This is a genomic window from Cohnella soli, assembly GCF_042655525.1.
GTDB lineage: Bacteria > Bacillota > Bacilli > Paenibacillales > Paenibacillaceae > Cohnella > Cohnella soli.
The window spans coordinates 240611-254328 of sequence record NZ_JBHSMI010000002.1 but is presented as its reverse complement, the minus strand read 5'-3'; the positions used below and the strand labels follow the sequence as shown (position 1 = coordinate 254328).

The window sequence follows — 13718 nt, the reverse complement described above, 5'->3', positions numbered from 1 at the left end:
GCCCGCCTCCCTTCTCAGAAAATACGGTAATTGGCGATCCGGTACGCCATGTAATAGGAAACGGAGATCAGCATCGTGGATACGACTGACTTCAATAGCCCGATGGCTGTCGCTACGCCGAACTGCGCGTCGATCAGACCCATCCGATAAATTAAAGTATCGAGGATGTCTCCGCTCTCATAGACGACGGGACCGTACAAGTTAAAAATCTGGTCGAACCCGGCGTTCAGTACATTGCCCAAGCTCAATGTCGCCATCAGCACGATAATGGGCATCATGCCGGGCAGCGTGACATGCCAGGTCTGGCGCCATCGCGAAGCACCGTCCATGATGGCCGCTTCGTATAAAGAGGGATTAATCCCCGTGACCGCTGCCAGAAACACGATCGTGCCGAAGCCGAACTCTTTCCAAATATCCGACAGAACGATGACGAACGGGAACCAATGATTCGAGCCCAGGAAAAAAATCGGCTTAAGGCCAGCAGCTTTGAACAATTGTGCGACAATGCCTTGCGACGGAGACAATATATCGATCAGAATGCCGCCGAGAATGATCCAGGACAGAAAGTGCGGAAGATAAATCAGGGTTTGAATGCCCCTCTTGACCAACTCGTTCTTCAGTTCATTGAGCAGTAACGCGATGATAATCGGGACGATCAGTCCAGCCGCGATTTTCATCGAGGCAATAAACACCGTATTCCACAGCACCTGCAGAATGTCCGGCATCTGCATTACATATCGAAAGTTGTCCGTTCCAATCCACTCGGACCCGAACAATCCTTTGATCGGATCGAACTTCTGGAAGGCAATCGTAATTCCGACCATTGGGATATAGCAGTAAACGAATAAGATAACGACACCCGGCAGCAGCATGACATGCAGGGGAAGCTCGCGCAGCCGTTTCCTTAAGTTCATTCCAACGAACCTCCTGTCTATCGGTTGAAGCAAATGCGAGAGAAAGGGCCTTGAGTGCCCTTTTCTCCCGGCTTCATTTGCAGGATTTCGAACGACCGCGACTTATTTGTTGATCGAAGCTGCAACTTCTTTCGTAATCTCGTCTCCGCCAAGCTTCTTCCAATTGGCTACGAATTCGTCAAACGTATCGACGGACGCCCCACCCATGATGATCTTGGTGAAGGTGTCGAGCTCCATCTTGCCGAGCGTCACACCCTTTTCCGTCATCGTCGGCGTGGAGGAATCCATAAATTCCGATATTTTATAGGCATTCTCTTTCTCATATTGCGCATAGATCGATTGTGAGCCCTCTGCGCCGAACACCCCGTTATAGCCCCAGCCGTTCATATCGCCGCCAAGATAGGCCTTGACGTTTTTGTACACGTTGGGCTCTCCCGTGTTGGGATCTAGTACCGACTCGTCATTTTTCTCGATGGCTTCGTTGACTCTCTTGTAGGCGTCCAGGTTTTGCGTCGGGTTCTGGTTATGGACGAATCTATACTTCCACTTCTCAACATCGCCGTTCACCTGGATCTCGGAGACTGGATACTTGTCCTCAGGCCATATGCGCATGGCAGCGTTCATCAGCTTCACCAGGGCCTCCGGATGCTCCATGCCTTTGCGTACTGCGTAGTACGTGTTGATCGCATAGATGGCCCTCGGCTGCGCAGGCTGATCGTCGATCGACTGGAGCCGGTAGGGCTTCCATTCCATATTGGGGTCCTGGTTTTTGCCGGCTTGCAGGTATAGTGGCAGCCAATGGACGGAGTAGGTTAGTCCCAATTTTCCCGCGTTGGCCGCCTCGCCGATCTTGTCCGTGTTGTTAACGGCGAATTCGCGGTCGATGACCCCCGACTTATAAAGCTCTTGCAGCTTGGCCAGCGCCGTTTTCATTTCCGGCTGGATGCTGCCGTACGCGATGTTGCCGGAGGCGTCCTTGATCCAAATTTTCGGATACGCATGATAGCTGTTGAAGAAGCCGTCGAGACCGAACAGGTCAGTGAACAGGTCCTTGTTTGCCGCCAGGCCGTACGTGTCTTTCTTGCCGTTGCCGTCCGGGTCTTGGTTGACGAACGCGTCCGCGATTTTCAGGACGTCTTCCATGCTCTTCGGCTCGGGCAGGTTCAGCTTCTTCAGCCAATCGGTGCGGATCCACAGCAGCGGCGCAGTATCGGTATAGCTTCCGAGCCAAGGCAGCGCCAGCAGCTTCCCGTCGTAGGTCGCGGACTGCAAGCCAAGTCCACCATCCTTCTTATAGATCTCCTTGACGGCATCCGAGCCGTACTTGTCGAGCGCCTCCGACAGATCGGCCAGCTGGCCCGATTCGGCCAGCCGCTTGAACTGCCCGCCGGTCAACGGCATCAGATCGGGGAGATTGCCCGACACCATAGTGACGTTCATCTTCTGCTCGAACTGATCGGAGATCCACTGGTATTTGATCTTGATCCCCAGTTCGTTCTCGTAGAGCTTCGTCCAACCGTTGTTTTCGATCGTCTCTCCGTTCTCGAACTTCAGCGGTGCCGCGGCTCGTACCGCCGTCACTTCGATCGGCGGATCGATCTTGCCGAACGGATCGGCCTTCTCCTCAGGCTGCGCGCTGCTGCTCGCCGGAGACGACCCAGAAGCCGGCGAAGGACTGGCGGATGCCTCAGACTTGCCTGCGTCGTTGTTACCGCTGCATGCCGTAACCATCGTAAGGACAAGGCTTGCTAACGCGATCGAGCTGATGCTTTTCCTTGCTTTCGTTTTCATTTAAACCCTCCGTTTTTATGTTTTGAGTACTTGCGGCCTGTTGCTAACACCAAGTATAGAGAGCGCTTACGATATAAAATACAGGCATCCTTTTACTTTCCTTGACTCCTGTTATCTCTTATCGGGATCGAGCGTCTGATGGGCGTCACGGTACTCCTGCGGCGTGATTTTGAACCACTTTTTGAACGAACGTGTGAATTGCGGAGGTGATTCGTAGCCTACGGCCGTCGCGATTTTGTGTATTTTCATGGCGGTTCCGGCGAGCATTTCTTTGGCCTTCGCCATCCGGCATTCCGTAATATAGTTGAACAGCGTCACACCGGTTTCTTTCTTGTACAGTCTCGACAGGTAGGCCGGACTGTGATTGACGTGCGCCGCCAGATTCGTCAGCGTCAATTCTTGATCCAGATGATTTTGAACGTACTGGTGGATGCTCTGAATCGTACGCTGCGTATACATCTCGGGACTGCTCTGCCTGTTGGCGAACAGAAGACGGGCGAAGTCGGCGAAATAATCGACCACGCTGTCCCACGTGTCGTGGGCGTCGTACTGCGTCATTTTGCCGATGTTCATCTTGGACGAAAGGACATGCAGCAGTCCCGTACGATTCGCGTACGATAACAAATACAGGGACATGGAATAAAAGAGCTCCAGCAAGTCGGTATGGCTGTAGGAAGCGGCTTCCTTGTTCATGACCGGTTCGTAGAGCGCCATGAATGCCTCCTCCTGCCCGCTCTCCAAGTAGTCCTCCAATTGTCCGAGCTGCTTCCTCAGCAGTTGAGAGTCGGCAAAATACCGGCGGTTGCGATCGATCTCCAGGCCGCCGAGCTTATTTCCTTCCCGGATCAGCAGCTCGCGCTTGCCGTCTCCCCCATGTCCCAGTAAAATTTTTAGATAGTTAAATTGCGGTCCGAAGCTTTCCCAGTCCGCCGGCTCATCACTCATGGCAAACGAAACGGATACCTTCAGCACCTGCTTGCAAGCCGTCTGCGCATCCTCCAGCAGGCCTCTGACCCTTGCCATCAGCAGCTTCCAAGCCTGCTCCGCGTCCTCGTCGGGACATTCTTCCGAGCGCTGCTCCGGCTGCATCAGCCAGAGAAACTTGTGATGTCCGAAAGCGACTGACACGCATATGCCCGCCGCGCTCAAATATTCGTCCACGACATTTTGTACGGCAAAGGCGAGCAACTCCCGGTCTTTATCGTTGTCGGGATAGGCCCAGGCATCCACTCGCCCGATCGCCAAATATACCGGCCTGTCCGCCTGCAGCGGTATTTCCAATTGCGCAAATTTTCTGGCCAGCAGCTCAGGCGCAGGCTTGCCGTAGATCAGGTCGAACAGAACATTTTTCTGAACTGCGGAGAGAGCCATTTGCAGCTTCTCCCGCGATTGCAGGGCGTAGCTGTCGGTCAGCGCCTGCTTCTCGATGGACGCGACGGCCTTCTCTACCGATTGCAGGATGATGTCGTCGTCTTCATGCTTCAACAAATAATCGGCGACCCCACCGTTGCGGATCGCTTGCTTGGCGTACTCGAACTCGTCGTATCCCGTTAGGAAAATGATTTGGCACTTCGGCCATTTGTCGATGATCACTTTCTGAAGCTCGATGCCGCTTAAGCCCGGCATACGGATGTCGGACAGCACGAGATCGATCCGATGCTGTTGGAGGATATCCAGCGCCTCGTAGACGGTATAGGCCCGATAGATCTCGATATCCAGATGAACGGCCTCACGGAACAATTGATACATGCTGTTGACGATGATCGGCTCATCGTCGACGATCAGTAGTCTGATCATAGTTGGTCCCCTCTTTCCATCGGGATGATGATGTTCGCGAGCAAGCCGCCGAGTTCGCTTCGCGCGACCGAGACGCCGTACTCGGCGCCGAACTTCAGCTGCAGCCGCCGATGTACGTTGATCAACCCAGTGCTCTCTCCGCCGAGTTCCGCTTGATTCATCCGGCTGCGCAGCATGTCCATTTCCGCCGGCTGCAGACCGGGGCCGTTATCTTCCACGCGGATCCGCAGCTTCCCTTCGGCTTCCTCGAAGCTGATGCGCAGCCGGCCCTCCAGCACCTTATCGCCGAGCCCATGCTGATAGACGTTTTCGATAATCGGCTGCACGATCAGCCTGGGAACCCGGATATCGTTCAGGTGTGCCGGCAAACCGCCGAACTCGGTCTCGATCCGGTTGGAAAAACGTACGTTCTGAATCTCGACATAGGAGCGTGCATGCTTGATTTCGGACTCGAGGTTGACTTCGTCCTGCGCGTTTCGCGTGATATATTGAAAATACTCGCCCAAGTTTTTCGAGACGAGTGCAGCGGAATCATTGTCGTAATTCAGGATCAGCCGATGAAGGGTGAAGAAGCTGTTGTAGAAGAAATGCGGGTTGATCTGCGCCTGCAACTGCTTCAGCTCCGAATGCTGCAGCCTGATTTTCTGAACGTAGAGATCGTCGATCAGCACCTTTAAGTTGTGGACCATCTTATTGAATTGGCGGAACAGATAACCGAATTCGTCCTGGTTCTTGTGAGGAGAGGAGACATTAAAATTGCCGGCTTCGACGCTCTTAAACTGCGTGACTAACCTCCTCAAGGGACGGTGAATAAGCATAAAGATGCCGTAAGAAAACACGATCACGATGACCAGCGAGCTGGCCACGAGCAGCCAGGACCAAGTCTGATAGGTTTTCAGCGTACCTAGCACCTTGTTTTCCGGCATATAAAATAAAAGCGCAGCGTCAAGTGAAAGGGACTTTTCGTAGAAAGCGAGGTAGTTCTTCTTGTCCACCCGCAGGCTTGACTGCCGGCTTGCGTTTTTCTGATCAGGGATGACTCGCTGCTTGATTTGCATGAATAGCCCCGGTTCCTTCTCGCTGCCGATCGACCACGCGTCATTGAACAGCACGGTTTTTCCGTCGGGGTTGAAGCTGTTCAGCGTCGTTCTTAGCGCGTCCACGGACAATTCGACTTGCAGCATGTAAGGGACGGCCTTCCTTGAGCCCGGGGCAACCGGTTCGTTCACATTGACATATAGGCGATCCTTGGAGTAGATCAACGGAAATCCGTGGGTGAACATCGCCTGGTACACTTCCTCCATCGCTTCCTTCGTGACCGGATGGACGGCCGTGTTGGCTGTCGTCACCACATGCGATACCGAATTTACGTACAGGCTGATATCTTTGATATAGACGCTCGATTCCCTGTAGCTCCTCAACTTATTGTCCAAATTGCCGATCAACACCGATTTCTCGTACTCCGACAAGATCGATCCCAGCCCGACCAGCTTCTGCAAGTCCGGATCGTTGACCATTTCCATCTGCGTCCGAATGATCTGCTGGATTTCTTTTTCGAGGGAAAGAAAGTAGTAATGGATCTGCGCGTCCATCGTATTGGAGAGTTGCTGCTTGACCTCCCGCTTGCCGAGTTCGTTCAATCCGATGCTGAGCCCGAACATGGGCAGAATGATCACGATAAACGTAAGAATCAGCTTAGGGAAGATGGAAAGATTGCCCAAACGCGTGAATAGCTGCATACGTCTTCTCCTCTCGCGCCGGCGGCCGCAGGTGATTATCATCCAAGTTTACCAAACAAGGATCTGCCACCGGAAGACTATCCTTCCGGCAGACAGACCCTGACTGGCGCTGATCAGCCTGACTGCATTTGCGGACTTCCCAGGTCTCCGATTGCCGATTCCGACGCCAGATCGTGCAGTAGCTGCCTACGGTGGATGAAGGAAGAGAGCATGACGCTCAGCTCGAACAACAGGAGCAGCGGTGCCGCGATCAGGAGATTGGACACAAAGTCCGGCGGAGCGATAAAGGTAGAGACGGCAATCAAGCCCAAGTACGCGTGCCGGCGGTACTTCCGCAGGAAGGCCGGTCGAATCAGCCGCAGCTTGGTGAGAAACATCAGGACGGCAGGAAGCTCAAAAATCAGGGAGACCGGCAGCAAAATACTGAACATAAACGAAAAGTATTGTGCAGTACCGTAGGTTTCCGTCATCTCCATCCGGTCGTTAAGCGTCGCGGCAAACCGGAAGGCCGACCGGAATACGACAAAGTAGGCGAATATCAGGCCTGCGGCAAAAAGCACTGTCGCCAGCGGAATATATCTGAGCGCGGCCGACCGCTCTTCCCGGCGAAGACCGGGGCGGACGAATGCCCACAGCTGATAAAGGGTGAAAGGCATCGAGACCGCGACCGAACAGAGAAAAGCGGCCTGCATATAAACCCGAATGCTATCCCAAGGAGAAAAGGCATGCCAGGAGATTGCGGATGCCGGCGCCAGCGTCTGCAAATAATTCACCAGATCGGTCGCGATCCACAGCCCGCCGGCCATCGTTACCGCCAGCATGAGGAGGATCAGGAACAGCCGTTTGCGAAGCTCCGCCAGATGCAAAGAGAGCTTCATGTCATCTTTCTTCATGTCCACGTTCCTCATATCCGCGTTATTCATGGATGCTCCCTCTCTCGCTCGAATGCTGGGCTTACTTGGGAACCTGAAGCTGCCGGCTCGGGTCCTCCGTCTGACGCACGTCTTCGTCCGCCAGCACCTCCCGGAGCGTGGGCTCTTTATCCGGCATCAATTCCTTGGCGCCATTTTTGAACTCCCGGAGCGTGCGTCCGAATGCCTTGCCCAATTCGGGCAGCTTGCTCGGGCCGAACAGCAGCAGCGCAACGATGAGAATCAGGACAAAACCGGTGATCGAAGTCGGATGCATAAGAATTCTCCTCCTCTGTCATTGTTAGAATTGAAACGCTTGCGTATCGAAATCTACGACGGCGTCGAGGGTCGTAATAGAGCTGCCGAAGTTGAACTTCGCACCGCCTTGCACCTCCGTGCCGGCGAGCGCGCTTCTCACGGGGGTCGTAAAGGTCATAACGGCCGACGCGAGCGCCTTCGCTTTGGGCGCCATATCCACCGTAAGCGTAGTCGTTCCTGTCGTGGTCAGGGCAACGGCCTTGCGCTCGAAATAATGCTGGACGGCCTCAAGCGTATCCCCCGCAGGGAGGTAATCGTTGCTCGCGCAGAGGCCGAAGTCGCCGTGATTGATCCGCACGCCGGTAAATTCATACCAGGCCGGCGTATCCGGCATTCTCAGCTCAAGCATAAACCAGGAATCCTTGTTCAAGCTCGCATGGTTGCCGAGCCAGAACGGGAACGTGAACTCCTTGAAGCTCGTCGTGAGCGCGACGTTCTCCGCTTTGATCTCCGCGGGCACTATAGCCGTGGCCGAATAGGCCGCTTGGGCGACGACCCGCAGATTCGCGGCGGATGCGGCGCGGGCGAACAGCTGTACCGTGCAGACATGCCCGGCCATCTCGCTTAAGCCCGGCACCATGAAGTACACGGATTTGTAGGTGCCCGAGCCTCCCGGCGTGAATCGCAGCGCATATTGCGACTTACGGGTCCGCATGAAGTCGGCATTGCTCAGTTGCACGCGGGAAGCCATACAGGAAGCGAAGTCGGTTTTGGCGTACCACATATCGGCCAGCCGCTTGAGCGTATTGGCCGGTATCGTATAACTGTCGCCCGTCTGGGATACCGCGAGTGCGCCGTTCACGACCGTCCTGTTGTGCACGCCGTCGACGTCGATGACATGAATGGGGTTCGCGGTCACCGGCACGAGCGGCTGATAGGAAGCCACAAGATTGCGCACCCGGACATATTGGCCCGGTTGGTCGTTCAGGTTAAGCACCGGGCTCTGCTCTGCGCCGAGCAGGAGCGTCACGCCGTCGATCTGTGATCCTGCAGTGACGACGTTGGGGTTCGCCGTGTCCAAAAATTTGCCGGTGCCGTGCAGGTTCACGTAGACGTCCTTGATGCTGATCAAGTGGATATTGTTATTGGGTTGCGGCGTTTGATCGCCCAGTCGAATCGAGGTTCCCCCCAAGGGCTGCTCAAAGTAGCAATTCTCAATCTCCGTCTTCATCGAAGGGGAGCCTAGCTGCACGCCGACGGCCGCATTCTCGAAGTCGCAGCGGCTGATTAACGTTTTGACCGCATTCGTGTAAATGCCGGTGCCGCCGATCAGCAAGCCGTGCCATTTGCACTTGTTGTCGACGAAGCTAAGGCGCGAATTGCCGGAACCGCGGTATGCGCCGCTGCGACCGTCATCGATAGCCTTCACGAAGTTCTTCGCCTGATCGTCCAGCGCTTCCCAGCGGCAGCCCGCGATCTCCGGCCACCAGTTTTGAGCCTGGAACTCGATCGCCCAGCTGTTCGGGTTGCCGAACTGATTGAATATGCAGTTTCTTATTCTGGCCATCAGGCCGAAAAACGGGGCAAAGCTGATGCCTGCCGACATGTTTTTCCCGCCGGTGAGGTGAAGGCCGTCCAGCAGATAATGGTCGTCATTGAACAGATTGCCACTCGTACGGCCGTCGTCCGTTCCCATGCTCAGGAAGACGCCGGTGCCAGTATAATCCAATACCTTCGAGACGCTGCCGACAAGCTCCACCGGCCGCGTAAAGGCAGTTCCCGCGCTGAACGTGTACTTCAGCGGCGCAGATGCGCGGTTGATGCCGACCCGAACCGGAATGCCGTCGACGATGCCGATCGGCTGCGTGCCGTTGGGGAACGCGTTGACATAAGAAGCCAACGAGGCTAATGCCGCCGTGTCTGCCACGACGCTGCCAGTGGCGCCGAAGTCGACTAACTGTACCTGGCTGTGCAGGTCGGTCTCGATGGCTGTCACTCTGCCGCAGAGCTCGTCCGGATCGCAGGCCGTCATGCCTTTTACTTTGGATTTTTCCTTCTCCTTCTCCTTATCCTCCGCCGCAAACGCTCCCGACGGAAGCAAACTTCCCGCGACGACGGCCGCTCCCGCGAAGCCTAGCGAAGCCAACAGCTTTCTTCTGGAGATGGTCCCGCCATTCTCCTCAGGCATAACCTGTCTCGTTTCCGTCTTTCCTTTGTTGTCACGATCCTCTTCCGACATCATTCACGCCTCCTCAAAATGGTTGGTAGAGCGCTTACAATTGGCCGCATTCGGATGCTGCGTTTCCTATTATAGAAAACGGTCATTTCGGAAAATACGAGCTTTTTTCTACTTTCATTGACGCTCCTTATCCACTTTGGCATCCTACCCGACTCCCCTTCTTTATGAAGTGCGCGCTTCTCTCCAACACAAGTAGAGCCTCACATGATTCGTGAGACTCAAGAAAATGAATGAGTGAAAAAGCTTCGACCGCCGGTTTATGGTTTCCTGATGAAATGCTTCGGACGATACTGCGCAGGAGACACGCCCGTCCACCTCTTAAACTGCCTAGAAAAATGGCTGATCGAGGAGAAACCCAGCTTCGCGGCGATCGCCTCTATTGTTAATTCATTCTCCAGCAAATGCTGCTTGGCTTGCTTCAACATAAGTTGAGTTAAGTATTGGCGCGGCGACATCCCATACACTTTCGTGAAAACCTTGTAGCATTGGCTTCTGCTCAAATTTAATTGATTGGCGATCTCTTCAATTTTAATATCCGTGTACATATTGTTCTGAATCATGGACTCTATGGCATGCGCAATATCCACCTCGGTTGTGGTACTACGCCGATCCCATTCGCGATGTAGGTGCGCTCCGGCATCAAGCAGAGCTGCAACCTCTGCAATCAGCAGCAGTACTTGGCTTTGAAACAACAGCTTGTTCAAGCCCGCGAGGTGCAACACAATGGCGCTATCATTCCAGCCGTGACGATCGGGATTTTGCAATTCGGTCTGAAGCAATGCCTCTAGTTGCTGCAAGCAAGCAGGCAGCCGGGTTTGTTGAATGGTCGACTTCTTCATATGCTCGTAGGCATTGGCCGACAGGTGATCGCGGAGTTGTTGGTCGTCAATATTGAAATGAACATTAAAAAAACTGTACGGCTTGGCAGAGTTGTTATGCATGTGATGCTTAACCCCCGGCTTCAGCAGCAGCAAATCCCCTGTCTCCAATGTAAATTCATAATCTTCGGTAGACAAAGTGACTTCTCCATCCCAACAATACAGCAGCTCAAACAAATGATGGTGATGGCGCGGATACGACCAGAACGGCTCCTTGACGCCAAAATGGCATCCGACAATTTGCAGCGTGTGCGTCATGCTTGCAATTCGAATCTCGTTTTCCATCTATCGTCACTCCCTATGGGGCATCGTAGACTCCCGCATTAGTACGCTAAGACCAGTATAGTTCGCCGCTCCCCTTCCGTCTAATGACGCAGCAACAAATGGTCAAATAGTCGGCACATTTGCTAATTGTCGCATCCCGTACCTACTTCTTATGATGGTGATAGCTATCATTATCATTCGTGGAGTGGATGCACATGGGAACTTTTAATTATCAAGGCAATCAATTTATGCTGGATGGACAGCCAATTCGCCTGATTTCCGGCGCTATACATTATTTTCGCGTTGTGCCGGAGTATTGGCGAGATCGTCTCCTTAAGCTGAAAGCATGCGGCTTTAATGCGGTAGAAACATACGTTGCATGGAATTTGCACGAGCCGCGCGAAGGCGAATTCTGCTTTGAGGGCATAGCGGATCTCGAGCGATTTATTGAAATTGCCGCCGAGGTCGGACTGCTCGTCATCGTTCGTCCAAGTCCATATATATGTGCGGAGTGGGAATTCGGCGGACTGCCCGCCTGGCTGCTCGCTGATTCCGATATGAAACTACGCTGCTTCCATCAGCCTTTCCTGGATAAAGTCGATGCTTATTACGATGTGCTGCTGCCGAAGCTGAAACCTCTGCTCTGTACGAACGGCGGTCCGATTATCGCGATGCAGATCGAGAACGAATACGGCAGCTACGGCAACGACAAGAAATATTTGAACTACTTGAAAACGAGCATGCAGTCGCGCGGAATGGACGTGCTTCTGTTCACCTCGGACGGCCCTGAAGACGCAATGCTGCAAGGCGGGATGGTGGACGGCTTGCTCGAAACCGTCAATTTCGGTTCCCGTCCTACAGAAGCGTTCGCGAAATTGCGCGAGTACCAGAGCGACAAACCTTTTATGTGCATGGAGTTCTGGAACGGGTGGTTCGATCATTGGGGCGAGCAGCACCATACGAGAGATGCGGCCGATGTCGCTCAAGTGTTGAATGAAATGCTGGCGGCGAACGCCTCGGTGAACTTCTATATGTTCCACGGCGGCACGAATTTCGGTTTCTATAACGGAGCTAACAATCCCGAATATGCGCCGACGATTACGAGCTACGACTACGACGTGCTTTTGGACGAATCGGGCGATCCGACGCCTAAATTCTATGCCGTACGTAACGTAATCGAGCAATACGAGAAGCTGGAGCCATTGGTGCTGCCCGATCCGATCAAAAAGCAAGCCTATGGAACAATCCAACTGACGGAACGGGCAAGCTTATTCGACCAGTTGGATGCATTAAGCACGCCAACGCAAAGCGCCTATCCGATAACAATGGAGAAGCTAGGCCAGGACTACGGCTTCATTATGTACACGACTCAGGTTACCGGACCTCGCAGCAAAACAAATCTGACGCTGATGGACGTCCACGACCGGGCAATCGTTTATTTGGATGGAAAGTACATGGGCGTAATCGAACGAGATCGCAAGGAACTGCAGTCGGTTGAGTTGGAAATCCCGGCATCCGGAGCCAAGTTGACCATTCTGGTCGAGAACTTGGGAAGAACAAATTATGGTCAATTTCTAAGAGACTGCAAGGGAATTACCGAAGGCGTGCGCCTGGGCTATCAGTTTTTATTTGATTGGGAAATTCGCACGCTGCCGCTCAACAACCTGCAATCCCTTACCTTCAACGCGGTCAACGGGCAGAAGGAAATTGTCGGGAGAAACGATGCGGATTCGCCGGTCTTCTATAAAGGGACCTTGAACATCGACGAAGCAGCCGACACCTTTATTAACATGGAGGGCTGGACCAAGAGCGTTATCTATGTGAACGGGTTCAATCTGGGCCGTTACTGGGAACGCGGCCCGCAAAAAACATTGTATATTCCCGCTCCTTTACTCAAGGTAGGCAGCAACGAGGTTGTCATTTTCGAACTGCATGGCACGAAGCAATTGAGCGTCGCCTTTGAAGACAGAGCTCAACTCGGATAAATTCACTTCACAACAACCAAGCGGAGCAGCCTCCTTCGTCATCTTCATGACTGAGGGGGCTGCTCCGTTATTGATGCTTACAGCTTCTTCGCCCCGAACGTATCTCCGCCCTCGATCGTCCCAGTCTGTAAGCCTTTCGATAACCAACGTTTTCTTTGTTCGGCAGTGCCGTGCGTGAACGTCTCCGGAACGGAATATCCTCGCACTTTCTCTTGCAGCTTGTCATCCCCGACCGCACTAGCCGCCGTCAACGCTTCCTCTACGTCGCCCGCCTCAAGCAGATTCATCCCTTGCACATGGTTCGCCCATACGCCGGCCAAATAATCCGCTTGCAGCTCATATTTTACGGAAAAGGCATTCGCTTCTTTTTCCGTGTCTACATCCTCCCATTCGTCTTCGCCGCTGCCGAGTAGCGTTTGCACGTGATGACCGACTTCGTGCGCGACAACGTAAGCCATGGCGAAGTCGCCGGGGGCATTCAGTTGATATTTCAAGTCGTCGTAGAAACTCAGGTCGATATAGACGCTCCGATCGCCCGGACAATAGAACGGCCCGACATACGATTGTTGAGTGCCGCACGCGGAGTCGACAGATCCCGAATACAGAACGAGCTTCGGCTTCTCGTAGACGAGCCCCCGCTCCGCGAACACCGCTGTCCACACGTCTTCCGTATCTGCCAGCACAACCGAGATAAACTGGGCCCTCTCATCGTCTTTGATCGGGTCAACCTCGTCGGAAGATTGGACGAAGGCCGCGATTTGATTCAGCACAGCTCCCGGATCTCCCCCAAACAACAAGTAAGCGATAATCGTGACGACGAGGCCGACTCCGCCGCCGATGATTTTGCCGCCGCGCCCTTGGCGAACCTCGACGTTGTCGCTCTCTCTTCTGCCTCTCCACTGCATGACGGCTCTTCCCCTCTCTCTATGCAATCCGAGTTGT

At 53.9% G+C, this 13718-nt stretch carries 10 protein-coding genes; 1 reads left to right on the top strand and 9 read right to left on the bottom strand.

Annotated elements, in window-relative coordinates:
- Positions 1-14: 14 nt before the first annotated feature.
- The 8 genes from ACFPOF_RS01490 to ACFPOF_RS01455 form a co-directional block, all read right to left on the bottom strand.
- Entirely contained in the window at positions 15-914 is a 900-nt protein-coding gene (locus tag ACFPOF_RS01490; RefSeq protein WP_378128905.1) for an ABC transporter permease, read from the bottom strand.
- A gap of 102 nt (positions 915-1016) precedes the next feature.
- Positions 1017-2705, bottom strand: coding sequence for an extracellular solute-binding protein (locus tag ACFPOF_RS01485; RefSeq protein ID WP_378128903.1), 1689 nt, complete (start codon positions 2703-2705; stop codon positions 1017-1019).
- Between the two features lie 111 nt (positions 2706-2816).
- Positions 2817-4502, bottom strand: coding sequence for a response regulator transcription factor (locus tag ACFPOF_RS01480; RefSeq protein WP_378128901.1), 1686 nt, complete (start codon positions 4500-4502; stop codon positions 2817-2819).
- Positions 4499-6241 carry a sensor histidine kinase gene (locus ACFPOF_RS01475; RefSeq protein ID WP_378128899.1) on the bottom strand — a complete coding sequence of 581 codons (1743 nt, stop codon included), beginning with the start codon at positions 6239-6241 and terminating at the stop codon, positions 4499-4501. The genes ACFPOF_RS01480 and ACFPOF_RS01475 overlap by 4 nt, the downstream gene beginning before the upstream one ends.
- Before the next feature lie 113 nt (positions 6242-6354).
- A complete protein-coding gene (tatC, locus tag ACFPOF_RS01470) occupies positions 6355-7164 on the bottom strand; it encodes a twin-arginine translocase subunit TatC (RefSeq protein ID WP_378128897.1) in 810 nt (269 codons plus the stop codon).
- 31 nt (positions 7165-7195) lie between these two features.
- Entirely contained in the window at positions 7196-7429 is a 234-nt protein-coding gene (tatA, locus tag ACFPOF_RS01465) for a twin-arginine translocase TatA/TatE family subunit (RefSeq protein WP_378128895.1), read from the bottom strand.
- Between the two features lie 24 nt (positions 7430-7453).
- Positions 7454-9652, bottom strand: coding sequence for a hypothetical protein (locus ACFPOF_RS01460; RefSeq protein WP_378128893.1), 2199 nt, complete (start codon positions 9650-9652; stop codon positions 7454-7456).
- 254 nt (positions 9653-9906) lie between these two features.
- A complete protein-coding gene (locus ACFPOF_RS01455) occupies positions 9907-10812 on the bottom strand; it encodes an AraC family transcriptional regulator (RefSeq protein WP_378128891.1) in 906 nt (301 codons plus the stop codon).
- Between the two features lie 194 nt (positions 10813-11006).
- Between ACFPOF_RS01455 and ACFPOF_RS01450 the strand changes: the two genes are divergently transcribed.
- On the top strand, positions 11007-12776 hold the full coding sequence (locus tag ACFPOF_RS01450; RefSeq protein WP_378128889.1) for a glycoside hydrolase family 35 protein: 1770 nt from the start codon (positions 11007-11009) through the stop codon (positions 12774-12776).
- A 77-nt stretch (positions 12777-12853) separates the two neighbouring features.
- Here ACFPOF_RS01450 and ypfJ read toward each other — a convergent pair whose 3' ends face one another.
- Complete coding sequence (gene ypfJ / locus ACFPOF_RS01445) at positions 12854-13681, bottom strand: KPN_02809 family neutral zinc metallopeptidase (RefSeq protein WP_378128887.1); 828 nt, start codon at positions 13679-13681, stop codon at positions 12854-12856.
- Between the last annotated feature and the right edge of the window lie 37 nt (positions 13682-13718).

Bases quoted from the DNA above. Each gene is read 5' to 3' on its own strand.
- ACFPOF_RS01490 (WP_378128905.1), bottom strand. From the start codon at position 914: ATGAACTTAAGGAAACGGCTGCGCGAGCTTCCCCTGCATGTCATGCTG.
- ACFPOF_RS01485 (WP_378128903.1), bottom strand. From the start codon at position 2,705: ATGAAAACGAAAGCAAGGAAAAGCATCAGCTCGATCGCGTTAGCAAGC.
- ACFPOF_RS01480 (WP_378128901.1), bottom strand. From the start codon at position 4,502: ATGATCAGACTACTGATCGTCGACGATGAGCCGATCATCGTCAACAGC.
- ACFPOF_RS01475 (WP_378128899.1), bottom strand. From the start codon at position 6,241: ATGCAGCTATTCACGCGTTTGGGCAATCTTTCCATCTTCCCTAAGCTG.
- tatC (WP_378128897.1), bottom strand. From the start codon at position 7,164: ATGAATAACGCGGATATGAGGAACGTGGACATGAAGAAAGATGACATG.
- tatA (WP_378128895.1), bottom strand. From the start codon at position 7,429: ATGCATCCGACTTCGATCACCGGTTTTGTCCTGATTCTCATCGTTGCG.
- ACFPOF_RS01460 (WP_378128893.1), bottom strand. From the start codon at position 9,652: ATGATGTCGGAAGAGGATCGTGACAACAAAGGAAAGACGGAAACGAGA.
- ACFPOF_RS01455 (WP_378128891.1), bottom strand. From the start codon at position 10,812: ATGGAAAACGAGATTCGAATTGCAAGCATGACGCACACGCTGCAAATT.
- ACFPOF_RS01450 (WP_378128889.1), top strand. From the start codon at position 11,007: ATGGGAACTTTTAATTATCAAGGCAATCAATTTATGCTGGATGGACAG.
- ypfJ (WP_378128887.1), bottom strand. From the start codon at position 13,681: ATGCAGTGGAGAGGCAGAAGAGAGAGCGACAACGTCGAGGTTCGCCAA.